General features: G+C 33.0%; 12 protein-coding genes. 3 read left to right on the top strand and 9 right to left on the bottom strand.

What is annotated here, in order from left to right; translation table 11 throughout:
- Positions 1-637: 637 nt before the first annotated feature.
- Entirely contained in the window at positions 638-3,100 is a 2,463-nt protein-coding gene (locus B0A65_RS10910; protein ID WP_074659230.1) for an outer membrane beta-barrel family protein, read from the bottom strand.
- Positions 3,101-3,188: 88 nt separating this feature from the next.
- A complete protein-coding gene (locus tag B0A65_RS10905; RefSeq protein ID WP_074658798.1) occupies positions 3,189-3,539 on the bottom strand; it encodes an arsenate reductase family protein in 351 nt (116 codons plus the stop codon).
- Positions 3,540-3,652: 113 nt separating this feature from the next.
- Between B0A65_RS10905 and B0A65_RS10900 the strand changes: the two genes are divergently transcribed.
- Complete coding sequence (locus B0A65_RS10900; protein ID WP_074658796.1) at positions 3,653-4,585, top strand: CPBP family intramembrane glutamic endopeptidase; 933 nt, start codon at positions 3,653-3,655, stop codon at positions 4,583-4,585.
- A 6-nt stretch (positions 4,586-4,591) separates the two neighbouring features.
- On the top strand, positions 4,592-5,632 hold the full coding sequence (locus tag B0A65_RS10895) for an AMP-binding protein (protein WP_074658794.1): 1,041 nt from the start codon (positions 4,592-4,594) through the stop codon (positions 5,630-5,632).
- A 229-nt stretch (positions 5,633-5,861) separates the two neighbouring features.
- Here the strand turns inward: B0A65_RS10895 and B0A65_RS10890 are convergent, their stop codons facing one another.
- The 3 genes from B0A65_RS10890 to B0A65_RS10880 form a co-directional block, all read right to left on the bottom strand.
- Positions 5,862-7,076, bottom strand: coding sequence for an RsmB/NOP family class I SAM-dependent RNA methyltransferase (locus B0A65_RS10890; RefSeq protein ID WP_074658792.1), 1,215 nt, complete (start codon positions 7,074-7,076; stop codon positions 5,862-5,864).
- Positions 7,077-7,222: 146 nt separating this feature from the next.
- Positions 7,223-9,196 carry a KUP/HAK/KT family potassium transporter gene (locus B0A65_RS10885; protein WP_074658790.1) on the bottom strand — a complete coding sequence of 658 codons (1,974 nt, stop codon included), beginning with the start codon at positions 9,194-9,196 and terminating at the stop codon, positions 7,223-7,225.
- A 128-nt stretch (positions 9,197-9,324) separates the two neighbouring features.
- Complete coding sequence (locus B0A65_RS10880) at positions 9,325-10,644, bottom strand: hypothetical protein (protein WP_074658788.1); 1,320 nt, start codon at positions 10,642-10,644, stop codon at positions 9,325-9,327.
- Positions 10,645-10,764: 120 nt separating this feature from the next.
- Here B0A65_RS10880 and B0A65_RS10875 point away from each other — a divergent pair, with 120 nt between their 5' ends.
- Entirely contained in the window at positions 10,765-11,826 is a 1,062-nt protein-coding gene (locus B0A65_RS10875) for a WD40/YVTN/BNR-like repeat-containing protein (RefSeq protein ID WP_074658786.1), read from the top strand.
- A 72-nt stretch (positions 11,827-11,898) separates the two neighbouring features.
- On the opposite strand, the gene B0A65_RS10870 is transcribed toward B0A65_RS10875, so the two are convergent.
- From B0A65_RS10870 to B0A65_RS10855, 4 genes are all read right to left on the bottom strand, one after another.
- Positions 11,899-12,360: a sensor of ECF-type sigma factor gene (locus tag B0A65_RS10870; protein ID WP_074658784.1), complete on the bottom strand. Its 462-nt coding sequence runs from the start codon at positions 12,358-12,360 to the stop codon at positions 11,899-11,901.
- Positions 12,361-12,378: 18 nt separating this feature from the next.
- Positions 12,379-12,795 (bottom strand): hypothetical protein, encoded by a 417-nt coding sequence (locus B0A65_RS10865; RefSeq protein ID WP_074658782.1) that lies wholly within the window; start codon positions 12,793-12,795, stop codon positions 12,379-12,381.
- Positions 12,796-12,828: 33 nt separating this feature from the next.
- The gene (locus tag B0A65_RS10860; RefSeq protein ID WP_074658780.1) at positions 12,829-13,371 is read right to left on the bottom strand and encodes an RNA polymerase sigma factor; all 543 of its coding nucleotides are present in this window, start codon (positions 13,369-13,371) and stop codon (positions 12,829-12,831) included.
- 103 nt (positions 13,372-13,474) lie between these two features.
- Positions 13,475-14,608: an SRPBCC family protein gene (locus B0A65_RS10855; RefSeq protein WP_074658778.1), complete on the bottom strand. Its 1,134-nt coding sequence runs from the start codon at positions 14,606-14,608 to the stop codon at positions 13,475-13,477.
- Positions 14,609-14,640 lie beyond the last annotated feature (32 nt).

The following is a 14,640-nucleotide window of genomic DNA, read 5'->3' as shown; positions in this document are numbered from 1 at the left end:
CCGATAGTAGAGGAAATCCTTTTATATTTTTTCTTTAAAAATATAAAAGATTGTAACGAATAGCGGGAACCAGCTCCTGTAAATACTCATAATCTTCAAATTTAGACAGTTAGATGATAATTGAAAAAATTTCTTATTTAAAATGAGTTTAAATATACGGATAATTGTGTTTTTATAAAAATTGATTTGGATTTTATTGCTAAGGAAAAATATAAAACTTACATTTGTCCTTACATTCAAAAATTCCGGAAAACATGTTTGAATTTTCACAGTACTTAGGCTTTTTACTTTTCTTGACCATACTAACTATAGGGTTTTGGTTGATGTTTTTCTTAGTTGGTTTCGTATCTTATTGGGTTACGGGAGCAAGCTGGGAAATGTTCAAAGAGAAAAGAGCAAAAAAGAGACAAGAAGAGCAATCAATTTAATTTTAAATTGACTTCATAAAAAAAGGACCCGTTTTTACGAGTCCTTTTTTTTATGGCATAAGGTTAGAAATTCCAATATTTAAAATTCCAAATTCCAATAAAAAAAATTCCAAATTCCAATAAAAAAAATCCAAATTCCAATTTTAAAAACTTAGTTATTGAGTCTTAAATTGGAATTTGGAATTTTTAATATTGGAATTTAACTAATATTATCCCGGATAATCTCCGCCGCCGTCACCTTCGTTTTTAGGCTGTGCATTCTTATCTCTTTCACTTTTAGGTTTGTTGAAACGATAGGTAAACGATAAATTGAATTGACGTTTACGGAATTGCATTTCACCATAAGAGGTTTGACTCTCAAGAGTTGTGTCATTTTGAAGGTACGTATACGATCTCATGATTCTTGAGTTGAAAATATCGCTAATATTGAAAGCAATTGTTCCTTTGTCTTTCATTACGTCTTTACTTAACGCGGTATTCATAGCAAATTGACCTAAGTTTTTACCTTGTGCTGTTTTTTGCTCACCGTTATAAGTACCGTTTAATTGCCAGTCTATTTTGTATGGCAACGTTATTTTTGAGCTAACTCTGGCAAACCAGGTATTGGCCTGGTTGTCCAGATTTTGAACAACATTGTTTCCATTTGTGTCTGTATACGTGTTTGAACCTGTAGTTTTGACATTATAAAGATTGAAGTTACTGTTGATTCTCCACCATTTGTATGGGTTGTAATTAAAGGTAAATTCAAAACCAAATTTTTGTTCTTTTCCTAAGTTGATCGGTCTGCTTAAAATAACCGGAATTCCGTTTACTTCTTCACCGTTTGGTGTTCTCACAAAACTAAAAACGTCTTTTGTGTCTTCAAAATAAGCAGATGTTGTAAACGTTACTTTGTCCCAACGTTTGATATATCCAACATCATATTTGTCAGTCAATGAAGGATCTAGATCCGGATTTCCCTGAAAGATATTAACGTTACTTGAATAGTTTACGGCTGGGTTCATGAAACGTCCTCTTGGTCTTGTTAAACGTTTACTGTAGCTGGCCGTGAAGTTGCTTTGATCTGAGATTTCATAACTTACAAAAGCACTTGGAAACAAGTTGTTGTATTTTTTAGTATTAAAATCTTTAGTATCCAATAAGTTAACCTGTATGTTAGTGTCTTCCCAACGCAAACCAAATAAATAAGAAAATTTGTTTACTTTAAATCCGTACGAAGTATAAAGTGCATTGATGTTTTCTTTGTATTCTAAAGTGTTTGATAAGTTTGAAATAGGAGCATCATTCTCATCCTTAACAAAATATTCATTGTTCAGGTCACCGAAACTTCCTTTATATCCTGCTTCAAATTGACTTCCTTTTCCTAAAGGCAAAACGTAATCAGCCTGTACCTGAATTTGTTTCTGAACCTGATCGTTTAAGGTAGTATTGAAATTTGGAGATGCCGTAATGTAACTGTTACTATCGTCTGTATTTCTTGAAATCGATAAATCGGCAGTAAGTTTATGTCCTTTATCGTTGAAGTTTTTAATTAAATTAGAAGTATATTCTACATTCGCGCTTCCGGTATCACCATTATTTAAACGATAAGAAGATCCTGTAAAAGCATGATTAGCATCGTAATTATTGTAATTGATTAAGTCCGTTGTGTTCCCTGAACTTTTTTGGTAATTAATGGCATTGGTCCAAAAAGTATTTTTCGCCACTGTCCATTCTATCCCGGCTCTTCCATTGAATCCATCGTTTGTTCTTTTTGTGTCACGATCTTCATCTAAAAAGCCTTTTGGTGTTCCATCAGCATTGTAATAAGATGTGTTAGTTTCACCACCACCTTCGTTCGTTCTGTAGTTATAACCTGCAGTCGTAAAGTAGTTTAGCTTTTCTGTTTTATAGTTTAAATTGGCACTTAAGCCATAAGTTTCCGGAAGTCCGGTAGAGGCTATGAAAGTCCCGTTGAAACCTTGATTTTTACCTTTCTTAAGAATAATATTAATTAATCCTGAACCACCTTCAGCATCATAACGAGCTGATGGATTGGTAATAACTTCGACTTTATCAATAGCATCTGCAGGAAGCTGACGTAAAGCTTCTGCAACATTTATCGCATTTGAAGGTCTTCCATCAATTAAAATTCGGATATTATCACTTCCTCTTAGACTTACATTTCCTTCTGTATCAACAGAAACAGATGGTACGTTGTCTAAAACGTCGCTTACAGTTCCTCCTTTTACCATCATATCCTGACCAACATTGTAAACTTTTTTGTCCAGTTTTATTTCGACTGTAGATTTTTCAGCACGAACAACAACTTCATTCAATTGTGCTGCATCTTCTGATAAATTTACAACTCCTAAACTAGTGTCTCCGGAAATGATTTTTCCTTTGATTTCGGTTGATTTAAATGAAATAAATTCAACTTTTATATCATAAGTACCAGGGGCAACAGCTACTTCAAATTCACCTTTAGGGTTGGTAATTCCGCCTGCAATAACTTTGGTGTCGTTTGGAGCCATTAGCGAAATAGTAGCATATTCAAGCGGTTGTTTGCTTACTTTTTCGAATACTTTTCCGGTAACTTTTACCTTGTTTTTACCAGGAGGTGCCTGCTGTGCATAGTTGTAAAAACTTGTTAAGAAAAGAACAAGTAATACAGCAAATTTGATTTTTTTCATTGTTATTTTTGGTTTCATTTATTCTTAGACGGCAAAAGTAGCTTTTGGTTTAAAGAGTAAAATCACAAAAAAATGTTAATTTGGTACTTTAGATCGAGTCTAAAAAGGATGCCACATTGTCTAAATCTCTACCAATAATGGCTTTCCCGTCTTTTATTACAATTGGTCGCTCAATCAAAATTGGATTGTCAACCATCGATTGAATGATTTCGTCATTGGACATTGTTTTTCCTTTGTAATTTTCAATCCAGACTTTTTCTTTAGTTCTGACTAATTGGAGTGGTTCGAGGTCTAATTTTCCTAGTAAAACTTTTAAATCATCAAATGTTGGCGTATTGGTTAAATAAGGAATAATTTCATATTCCTGATTAGCCTGATCCATAAAAGCAAGGCAAGTTCTTGATTTTCCGCAACGTGGATTATGATAAATTTGTATCATTTTGTTATATATTAAAATGTTGTAAGATAGTTAATGCAAAAATGGGTATTTTAGCGACATCAAAAGTAAGATTTACTTATTAAATCCAATTCTCATTTTTTAAATTTTAAGTTATGTTTCTAGAACAAGGAATTAAGCCACAAAATAAATTTTGGTTGTATCTTATTGGATCAGTTTTAATTATTATAGCATCGTTTATTGGACAAATTCCTTTTTCTGCAGCTGTTTTGTATTCCAGCTTTGTCAACAAAAAAGCTTTTCCGACGGATAATGCAGAGGTAATGCAGATTTTTGATCCCAATATTACTTTGTTTCTCGTGATGATTTCTTTTGCTTTTGCTTTTGCCGGAGTTTATTATGTTATAAAATATCTACATAATCAAACTCTTTTATCAGTAACAACATCAAGAAAAAAAGTAGACTGGAGCCGTATTTTATTTTCATTCGTAGTTTGGTCTATTTTTTCAGCGTTGAGTTTTTGGGTGGTTTATCTAAGATCTCCGGAAAATTTTGTCTGGAATTTCAAACTGGTTCCCTTTCTTATTTTGGTATTAATTGGAATACTATTAATTCCTATTCAAACGAGTACAGAAGAATATGTTTTTAGAGGTTATTTGATGCAGGGATTTGCCAATTTAGCCATGAATAAATGGTTTCCTCTTCTGATGACTTCTTTAATATTTGGCTCGATGCATATTCTTAATCCGGAAGTTACAAAAATGGGCTACATCATTATGGTTTATTATATCGGTACAGGTCTGTTTTTAGGTATTATTACTTTAATGGACGAAGGAATGGAGCTGGCTTTAGGATTTCATGCTGCAAACAATTTGGTTGGGGCTATACTGGTAACATCAGATTGGACTGTTTTTCAAACCTATTCTATTTTTAAAGATATGTCGGAGCCTTCTGCAGGATTAGACGTTATCCTTCCAATTTTTGTGGTTTATCCGATTTTGCTTTTTATTTTCAGTAAAAAATACAATTGGACAAATTGGAAAGAAAAATTAACAGGGAAAATTGCTATCTTAGAGTCACCAAACTAAATACTTATGTTAGAATTAACACACAAAAACGTTCACAACCATTTTAGGATAAATGGATACCATTTAAACGCAATTGATTTGTGTAGGGTGGCTTATGATTATATTAAAGAAGGAGATGCTAATGAACAGGCAATAGGAGAATTTTTGTTGGATTGGTTCGATAACAAGGAGTATATCGAAATGAGAACTTCAGGAACAACCGGTCTTCCTAAGATAGTGAAATTAGAAAAACAAGCCATGATTCAATCGGCACTGGCTACGGGAGATTTCTTTGAATTGGAACCTCGTAATAAAGCTTTACTTTGTTTACCGGTAAAATTTGTTGCAGGCAAAATGATGTTGGTGCGAAGTTTAATTTTAGGTCTCGATTTAGATATTGTAACACCCAGTACAGAACCCTTAGCTTTAAATGATACCAAATATGATTTTGTTGCCATGGTGCCTTTACAGGTCCAGAATTCGATTGAAGCTTTAGAAAATGTAAAAAAGTTGATTATCGGAGGAGCAAAATTAGATTCAGCACTTGAAGCTAAATTATTGCCTTTAAAAACGGAAATTTACGAAACCTATGGCATGACCGAAACCATTACTCATATTGCTGCAAAGAAATTAGGAGCAAGTGTTTTTACGGTTTTACCAAATGTAAAAATTGCACAGGATGATAGAGGTTGTCTGGTGATTACGGTTCCATCTATTTCTGATGAGCCTATTGTTACAAACGATTTGGTTGAAGTGATAAGAGAGAATCAATTTATTTTTTTAGGAAGAATTGATAATGTAATTAATAGTGGAGGAGTGAAGCTAATTCCTGAACAGATAGAAGCAAAGCTAATTGAAAAACTAGATTCCAGATTTTTTGTAACCGGTATACCGGATGCTACTTTAGGAGAGAAATTAATCCTGGTTATTGAAGGTGAAAAACAAGATTTTGCTTCTGATTTTTTTGATGTCTTAGATAAATTTGAAAGACCAAAAGAAATCGTTTTTGTTCCGAAATTCAAGGAAAATGAAAATGGAAAGTTATTAAGAAAGCCAAGCCTGATTTGATAAAATCCAAATAAAAAATTCCAATTTGATACTGTCCAAAGAGATAATGATCCTTTATATTAAATCACTACAAGATTACTCCGTTAGAAGTTTAATGTTGGTAGAAAAAAAATGTGACAACGAGAAAAAATGTCCCACCGGGACTAAATGTTTTAAAAATAAAAAAACAAAAATCCCAAATTCCAATTTTAAAGTTGGAATTTGGAATTTTTTATTTGGAATTTATTTTTTATGCTTTTCGCTCCATAAGTGCCATATAAAATCCATCAAAACCAGACTCAGAAGCCAAAATTTTACGATCTTTTATAAAAGTAAATTGTTTTCCGATTTCAGTTTTTAAGAATTTTTCGACTTGTTCCTGATTCTCTGATGGTAATACAGAACAGGTTGCGTAAACTAATTTTCCGCCTGGTTTTACAATTTTAGAATAACTCTCTAAAACTTCAGACTGAACTTTACGAATGTTGTCAATAAATTCAGGTTGTAATTTCCATTTCGCATCAGGATTTCTTTTTAAAACTCCTAAACCGCTACATGGTGCATCAATTAAAACACGGTCTGCTTTTTCGTGTAATTTTTTGATCACTTTTGTAGTGTCAATGATACGATATTCAATATTAAAAGCACCATTTCTTTTTGCTCTTAATTTTAATTGTTTCAATTTGCTTTCGTACAAATCCATCGCAATTAATTGTCCTTTATTTTCCATTAAAGAAGCAATATGCAACGTTTTTCCTCCGGCTCCTGCACAAGTATCCACTACACGCATTCCTGGTTTTACATCAAGAAAACCAGCAACCAATTGTGAGTTGGCATCCTGAACTTCAAAAAGTCCTTGTTTAAAAGCATCTGTTAAAAATACGTTTGCTCTTTCTTTCAAAACTAAAGCTTCAGGCTGATCTTTTAAATATTCTGTTTCAATATTTAAATCCATCAAAGTGTTTCTTAAGTTTTCTTTAGTTCCTTTAAGTGTATTGGTTCTTAAAATAACTTTTGCGGGTTGGTTTTGAGCCGTAATTTCTTTAGACCAAACTGCTTCGCCTAATTCTTTTACTCCCAATTCATCCATCCAGTCCGGAATAGATTCTTTAAGTGCTCTGGTTTTTGAAAGTTCGTCAAAACGACCTTTGATTTTTCTTTCAGGAGTTCCTTCCAATTGTCTCCAATCCGGAATAGGGTATCCTCTTAAAACTGCCCAAACAGCAAACATTCTCCATAAATTGTCTCTGTCAAAAGGTTCTTTAACTTCGGCAATTTCAGCGTATAATCTTTTCCAACGAACAATTTCGTATATTGTTTCAGCAACAAACTTCCTGTCAGAACTTCCCCAACGTTTGTCTTTTTTTAATGCTCTTGCTACCACTTTGTCTGCATATTCTCCTTCATTGAAGATAGCATTTAAAGAATCGATGGTAGTATAAACTAAATTTCTGTGTAATCTCATTTTAATTATTTGAGTTGCAAAGGTACTATTAATTGATTGAAAGTTAAATTTTTAATTGTGATTGTTGTTTTTCGACTTTCATTTAAAAGAAAAAAAACACTCTGATAAAGTTTAAAAGAGTGTTTTCTAAGTTATTTATAACTGATTTATTTTATAATTCTCGTCAATCCGATGTTTTCCGGAGCGTGAAGCACCATTGGGAATTTCTCAATTTTTACAGAACTACTGTCTAAACCAAAAGCTCTTTCTTCAGACAAACTTAATTTTTTGATGAAGAAATAAGAGTTCATAATAATATTTTCATGCCATCTTAAATCATTGTCATTGGATAAAAACTTCTCAGACAATACAAATTTAAAGTCACCAATAATATTGTTTTTGTTCAATGATTCGTAACGGCTGGTGATATCCACTTCGCCACGTTTTACCATGTCGCGAATTACTTCTCTAAACATCAAATTGATTTTGGTAGGTTCTCTAAATCCTAAATTAAAGTCAATTCTGTAGATATCGTCTTTCGCTATTTCGGTAACTTTATATTGCGTTTTATAAGGTTCAGTCAAAATGTTTACATGAACAAACCAATAGATATCAGCTCTTTTTGGACGTTTTTGCAAAATAGAGTAAATTACTTTTTCCTCTAATTCATCAACACGATTTGCATTAGTCATATATACTAAGTGCGTTGCGTATTTTGGGATAGAAAGATCTTCGCTCAACTCCATTAAAACTTTTTTGTAATCATCAATCTTGATAATCTTAGTGTAGCTTTTGTTAATTTTCTTAGCCAAATACCAAATTGTCATGATCGAAATCAGCATTATTGCAATGATTAAAGTCACATAACCACCTTCGGCAAATTTGGTAATATTAGCAAAAAGGAAACTGAATTCAATTAATAAATAAATTGTGATCAGGGGAACCATAAAGTATAGTTTCACACGTTTCATAATTAGGTAATAATTCAGCAAAATGGTAGTCATGATCATACATAAAATAATGGCAAGACCATAAGCATGCTCCATATTTCCTGATTTTTGAAAGTGTAATACGATGCCCACACATCCAAAAAACAACAACCAGTTAATCGATGGAATATACAATTGTCCTTTTACTTCAGTCGGATATTTAATTTTTACTTTCGGCCAGAAATTCAGACGCATTGCTTCATTTATCAAAGTAAATGAACCACTAATAAGGGCCTGAGAAGCAATTACAGCTGCTAAAGTAGCGACTACAATTCCGAATGGCAGAAACCAGTGTGGCATGATAAGATAAAACGGATTTCCGTTTTCTCCACCTAATTGTTGTAGCGTACTTCCTTCGTGGTGAATTAAATAAGCAGCCTGACCAAAATAATTTAAAACTAATGTTGTTTTTACAAATATCCAGCTGATTCTGATGTTTTTTCTTCCACAGTGTCCCATGTCAGAATAAAGCGCTTCAGCTCCGGTAGTACATAAAAATACAAAACCTAAGACGAAGAAACCATCAGGGTGTATCGATAATAAATGATAAGCGTAATAAGGATTAACGGCTTTTATAACCTCTGGATGATTCATTATTTGAATTGCTCCCAGTGTTCCCAGCATCGCGAACCAGATTAACATCATTGGGGCGAAAAACTTCCCAACTAGTTTTGTTCCAAATTGTTGAATGGTAAATAGTACAAATAAGATTCCGATAACAATATAAACTATTGTTTCCGTTTCCATAGTAGGATAAAATGCCCTGATTCCTTCTACAGCAGAGGAAATCGAAATAGGCGGCGTAATAATTCCATCGGCAAGTAACGCACTACCTCCAATAATGGCGGGCACAATGAGCCACTGAATTTTGGTTTTTTTTACTAAGGCGTATAAAGCAAAAATACCACCTTCGCCATGATTATCAGCACTTAGTGTAATAAGAACATATTTTATGGTAGTTTGTAAGGTCAGGGTCCAGAAGACACAAGAGATTCCACCTAAAACAATATCCGCATTAATTGCATATTCACCAAGTATGGCTTTCATTACATACAATGGAGAAGTACCAATATCTCCATAAATAATTCCTAATGTGATCAATAAACCCCCAATAGACAACTTACTGTGTAAGTTTTTATGCGCTGCGCTCATGTATATTTTTATAAAAGACGGTTGCAAATTTACTGTTTTAAAATATATTAGCGTCAATTAATAGTAAAAAGATAAAAAAAAGCACAATCGTTAGATTGTGCTTATGATTTATTTATAAATGAGATTTTTTAAATTCTTCTGCCACCGCCTCTTGAGCCTGAGTTGTTCTCTCTTTGCGATTGATTTCCTCTTGATTCCTGACTTACCCTTGGAGCTTCAGACCTTTGAGCACTTTGAGTGTTTTGTGGTCTTGCGGCATTTGCTCTGTTTTCAGAGTAATTTCTTGGAGACTCTGTTCTTGGACTAGACATCGTTCTGTTTGTGCTCATTCTGTTTTCAGAATTTCCTCTCGGGTTATTCATATTATTTTCAGAATAATTTCTTGGAGCATCTGTTCTGGGAGTCGCAACTGTTCTGTTGGTATTCATTCTGTTTTCAGCATTTCCTCTTGAATTATTACCATTATTATCTGGATAATCACGTCTTGATTCTGCAGTTCTTTGCGTATTTTCAACTCTTGAAGGCGTACTCACTCTGTTTTGATTATCTCTCGATGGAACAGGATTTGTATTATAACTTCTGTCAGAATTTACTCTGTTTTGACTATTATCTCTGTTTGTGTTTCTTGAATCGTTACCAGAAACTCTGTCTGTGTTAGATCTGTTGTTATTGTAAACATTTGAGTTTCTACTCGTTTCTCTGCTTGCTACACGTCTTTGGTCTAATTCGTATCTATTGTTTACGTTTGAATGTCTTTGCGCAAAACTATTGTTAGGACGCATTCTTTCATATCCGTAAGTACGTCTTGATTCGTATAAAGCTGGAGCTCTGTAGCTTCTTCTGGTGTTTACATAATTGTAATGATTATTTACATTTATGCATACGTTGATGTTGTTTCTGTATCTGTAAATTGGATAAGGTCTCCATGCAGAATAATAGGTTGGGTAATAACCCCAGTTCCAGGTAGAAATATAAGGTCTGTAATTGGTTACCCAAAATGAAGTATAAATTACCGGAGCAACACTGTAAACAGGCTCATAAATATAGTTTGCGCCATATAAATAACTGTTACCAACAACCTGAACGTTTACCTGATTGTAATTATCTCTTTCTACATCAATTGTAGCAATATCCTGATACACATCACGATCAAGAACGGCCTGAATAATTACTACGTGCGTTCTGGATTCTACAGATTCTATTACTCGAAGATAATCAACCTGATCATCACCGTTTAAATCAAGATTTGATATTTGATATTTTGGATCATTTAAACGTCTTTCGAAATCCTGAAGATTAGCCGATTCTCCAAAAATGGATGCAACCGCTCTTAAATCTAAATTATCGCTGATATCTGAATTTTTCGCATATACAGTGGTTTGGCTTTGTACAGAACAAGAGCTAAGACCTATTGCTAGTAACACTAAAAAAAGTACTTTGGCTTTCATGGCAAATCATATTAAGATTAATATTCAGGGATATCCAATTACTGTGCCAGAAAAAAAAACAAAAGGTATTTCAGATGTTATAAATAATTGTATTTTAGCAACAACTAAATCTTAACCTATATGAAAAAATTATTGTTGTTTTGTTGTGCTTTTGTTTTATTTATGTCTTTTAAAACATTGACTGATAAGGATAATAAGGTGTTTTATGGTGGTTTTACATCAATGCAGGTAGACACATTATTTCAAGATAAAATTAGTATTAGAGCTATAGTTGTTGACAAAAATAAGATTTGGTACGGAGGAGACAATTCCAGATTTGGATATTATGATTTAGATAAAAAAGAAAAATTTGAAGAACATATTTATCGTGATACCTTGAAATTAGAATTTAGAAGTATTGCCCAAACTTCAAAAGATGTCTTTTTATTAAGTGTTGGTAATCCTGCATTGCTTTATTCTGTTTCGAAAAAAGATCATAAAATGAAATTGGTTTATAAAGAAGTTAATCCAAAAGTTTTTTATGATAGTATGCAATTTTGGAACGATAAGGAAGGAATTGCGATTGGTGATCCAACAGAAGATACTTTTTCAATTATTGTTACGCGTGATGGAGGAGAAACCTGGACAAAAATTTTATCGGATAAATTACCAACAAATGCTCAGGGTGAAGCAGCTTTTGCAGCAAGTAATACAAATATCGTAATCAATGGAGAGGAAACGTGGCTAGTTTCAGGAGGAAAAAAAGCCCGTGTTTTTTATTCGCCGGATAAAGCTAAAACCTGGAAAGTAGTTGAAACTCCTATTGTTCAGGGAAAAACAATGACTGGTATTTTTACAGCTGATTTTTATGATTCTAAGCACGGATTCATTGCTGGTGGCGACTACGAACTTCCAAATAAAAAATCAGGAAATAAAGCCTTTACTACAGATGGCGGAAAAAGTTGGTTATTAATAGGTCAGAATATGGGATTTGGATATGCTTCATGTGTGCAGTATGTTCCGGGAGGAAATGGTAAAGAAATCATTTGTGTAGGCTCAGAAGGAATACAGTATTCGCAAAATGGTGGCGAAAACTGGACGCAATTGTCTACTGATTCACAGTTTTTTACAATTCGTTTTATCAATAGAAATACGGCTATTGCTGCGGGTCACAATAAAGTAGTAAGACTTCGTTTTAAATAACATAAAATAATAAGCCCCCTAAATAATAAAGTAAGCATTATTATATAGGGGGCTTATCGCTGTTGTTCTTGTTTAATCTTTAGCTGCTTTATCTCGATATTGTTTTAACAACTTTCGATTAAAATCATCTTCAGATTTTTTTAGTTTTAATATCTTTTTTGCTGAAAGTATCTTTTTTAAATTGGCATTGTATTTTTCGCGCAATTGATAAAGCTCTTTATCAGTACCTTCTATTTGGCACAAAAGTGTTCCTGCTTCTTTTTCTGAAATCGAATTGATTTTATCATCATCAAGTTTATTCAGGTACATCTTCATTTTATCATGACGCAATTCATATTGTTTGTCGTCAAAAGCATTATAAATAGGCCAGAATTTCTCTGCTTCCGTTGAAGTAAGTTCAAGTTCTGTAGTCAAAAAAGATACTTTGTAAGCTTTGATTTTCTCACGCTTTTCATCTACTTTTTTATCATTTTGGGCATAAAATGAAAAAGTGATTAAGAACATAAATAACGGTAGTATGTTTTTGAATTTCATCGTTTTAAATTTTTTATTTTATTCTGAAATTAGATTTTCAATATTAGGGTTCGAAGACAAAATATCTTCAAGGGTTTCCTGTTCAAGAGCAACACCTTTGCCAATTTTATCAATGTCTTTAGTGTCAAGTTCTTTTGCTAAATCATATTGATTTAAATTCGATTGATACGATAAGTAAGTCTCTAAAGTAGCTTCGTCCAGTTCTTTTGATGTTGCATTGTAATTGTTTACTACAGGAATCATCAGTCCTATTACAATTGCTGCTGCAGCAGCCAGCGAAAGCACTTTTTTACGTTTGTAAATCGGAATTACTTTTATTTCTTTTTTCTCGTTTATTTGCTGTAAAACTTTTGCCGATAAATCATCAAAATAATGATCCGGAGTTTTAAATCCAGTTTTTATTTTCGGTTCGTTTTCTAATTTAAATGCTTTCATAATGTCTATAAGATAGGATTAGTTACAAAAGGTTTAATTTGACGTAACATATAATTCAATTTTTTTAACTGCATGATGATAAGAAGCTTTCAATGCGCCGACTGAGGTTCCTAAGATTTCTGCAATTTCTTCGTATTTTAATTCTTCAAAATATTTCATTTTAAAGACTAATTGTTGTTTTTCCGGCAAAGTGACAATTGCTTTCTGGAGTTTAATCTGAATTTCATCTCCGTCAAAATAAACATCAGCTTTTAAATTGTCGATGGTCTTGTTTTGCAATGCTTCAGATGTTATTCCGTTTAGCTTTGCTTTTTGGTTTAGAAAAGTTAGTGCTTCATTGGTGGCGATACGATACATCCAGGAAAAGAGCTTACTTTCTCCTTTAAAGCTTTTTAGATACTGAAAAACTTTTACAAAAGTATTCTGTAAAACGTCGTTGGCATCATCATGATTCAAAACAATGTTTCGAATATGAGCATACAACGGTTTTTGATAATCAGACAAGAGTTTTTGAAACGCAACATTCTGCGTCTTAGGATCTAATAATTGTGCTATAAATTCCTTCTCGTTTGTCAAGCTTTAAACATTATCTTGTTACCAACTATAAAGTTAGGAATTTTAACCTTATCTCTATTAGAATGAATTTTAAACAAAAGGTTTAATCGTCTCTACTTTTTTTTTAGAATTCCGAATCTTCTTCAGGTTTTGGAGCTGCGGGAGCGGGAGTTGCAGGTTTTGCAGTTTGTGTTTCTGTTTGAGGTTGATAAACAGGAACTTTTGCAACCGGAATTACTTTGGGTTTTGTTGGAAAATAAATTTCGGTCATTAACTTCGATGGACTTTTTGTGTCCAGTTTGCTAATGGTTAATATTTCAAGATGCGACCAGCTTAAATCCGGGATGATCTTTTCGTTATTAATAAAGGCAGTTGTTTTAGCAATTGCTTCATTTGTGTGGGTATAATCTCCTTTTAAAGTGGTTTTTACAGCTTCAAAACCATTTAGTTTTCCTGCTGTAATATCACTTCCTGCGCTTGTTGAAATTTCTTTATTTATTGGCAAACAAATTGAGATTTTTGCCAATCCGCTTGCGGTATCATAAGTGTGGTATATGATAAAAGGTTTTCCATTTGTAGATAAGCCATTTGTTTCGCTAAATTGGATTAATTTCGGAATAACAATTCTGGCATTTTTATTTATCTTTTGAATTTCGCTTGTAAAGGTTTGTTTAATATAAGCCGTCTCAATTTTTTTAACCACTCCATTTACTTTTATAGCATAAGTCTTGGTTTCATAATCCAGATTTTTATCGATATTGGCAAGACTCTTTTCAGAAATCGTTCCAATGATATTATCTGAACCACCATTTAAAGCAGTGTAAATTTTAAATAAAAAGCTCATAGTTCCTTTAGCTTTCCATGTTACTTTGGTTTTGCCTGCCAAAGTATCTTTGAATATCCAGTTGACATCAGCCTGAGTACCATCAAAATTGATTTTTTGCTGAATGCTTTCTCCGTCTTTTGTTTTAAGCGTTATTGCATTTCCTTTTCCATCAACACCTTCCCAATAAAATGAAGCGCCATTACCAGATGTTTTGTTTGGGAAAGTCATTCTTATTGTTGGATCTTCTACTGACCAGGATTCAAAATCTTCATAATTTCTAAAATCGTTTACGTAGTTATAAACTGTCGCTCGGGGAGAGTTGATAACTTTGCTTCTTTCTACAGAAAAAATCCCTTTTTGTGTGGCAACAAAAACGGTTAACGCAACTAAGCTTAATAACGATAAAAGAAATAAATATTTTAAAATCTTCATTGGTGGTAGGTTGTTTGGTGTCGTAAAGTTAT

The organism is Flavobacterium frigidimaris, from assembly GCF_002217275.1.
In the GTDB taxonomy this organism is placed as follows: Bacteria; Bacteroidota; Bacteroidia; order Flavobacteriales; family Flavobacteriaceae; genus Flavobacterium; species Flavobacterium aquidurense.
Note: the sequence above shows the minus strand (reverse complement) of the source record. Positions and strands in the feature narration are given on the sequence as shown.

Bases quoted from the DNA above. Each gene is read 5' to 3' on its own strand.
- B0A65_RS10910 (WP_074659230.1), bottom strand. From the start codon at position 3,100: ATGAAAAAAATCAAATTTGCTGTATTACTTGTTCTTTTCTTAACAAGT.
- B0A65_RS10905 (WP_074658798.1), bottom strand. From the start codon at position 3,539: ATGATACAAATTTATCATAATCCACGTTGCGGAAAATCAAGAACTTGC.
- B0A65_RS10900 (WP_074658796.1), top strand. From the start codon at position 3,653: ATGTTTCTAGAACAAGGAATTAAGCCACAAAATAAATTTTGGTTGTAT.
- B0A65_RS10895 (WP_074658794.1), top strand. From the start codon at position 4,592: ATGTTAGAATTAACACACAAAAACGTTCACAACCATTTTAGGATAAAT.
- B0A65_RS10890 (WP_074658792.1), bottom strand. From the start codon at position 7,076: ATGAGATTACACAGAAATTTAGTTTATACTACCATCGATTCTTTAAAT.
- B0A65_RS10885 (WP_074658790.1), bottom strand. From the start codon at position 9,196: ATGAGCGCAGCGCATAAAAACTTACACAGTAAGTTGTCTATTGGGGGT.
- B0A65_RS10880 (WP_074658788.1), bottom strand. From the start codon at position 10,644: ATGAAAGCCAAAGTACTTTTTTTAGTGTTACTAGCAATAGGTCTTAGC.
- B0A65_RS10875 (WP_074658786.1), top strand. From the start codon at position 10,765: ATGAAAAAATTATTGTTGTTTTGTTGTGCTTTTGTTTTATTTATGTCT.
- B0A65_RS10870 (WP_074658784.1), bottom strand. From the start codon at position 12,360: ATGAAATTCAAAAACATACTACCGTTATTTATGTTCTTAATCACTTTT.
- B0A65_RS10865 (WP_074658782.1), bottom strand. From the start codon at position 12,795: ATGAAAGCATTTAAATTAGAAAACGAACCGAAAATAAAAACTGGATTT.
- B0A65_RS10855 (WP_074658778.1), bottom strand. From the start codon at position 14,608: ATGAAGATTTTAAAATATTTATTTCTTTTATCGTTATTAAGCTTAGTT.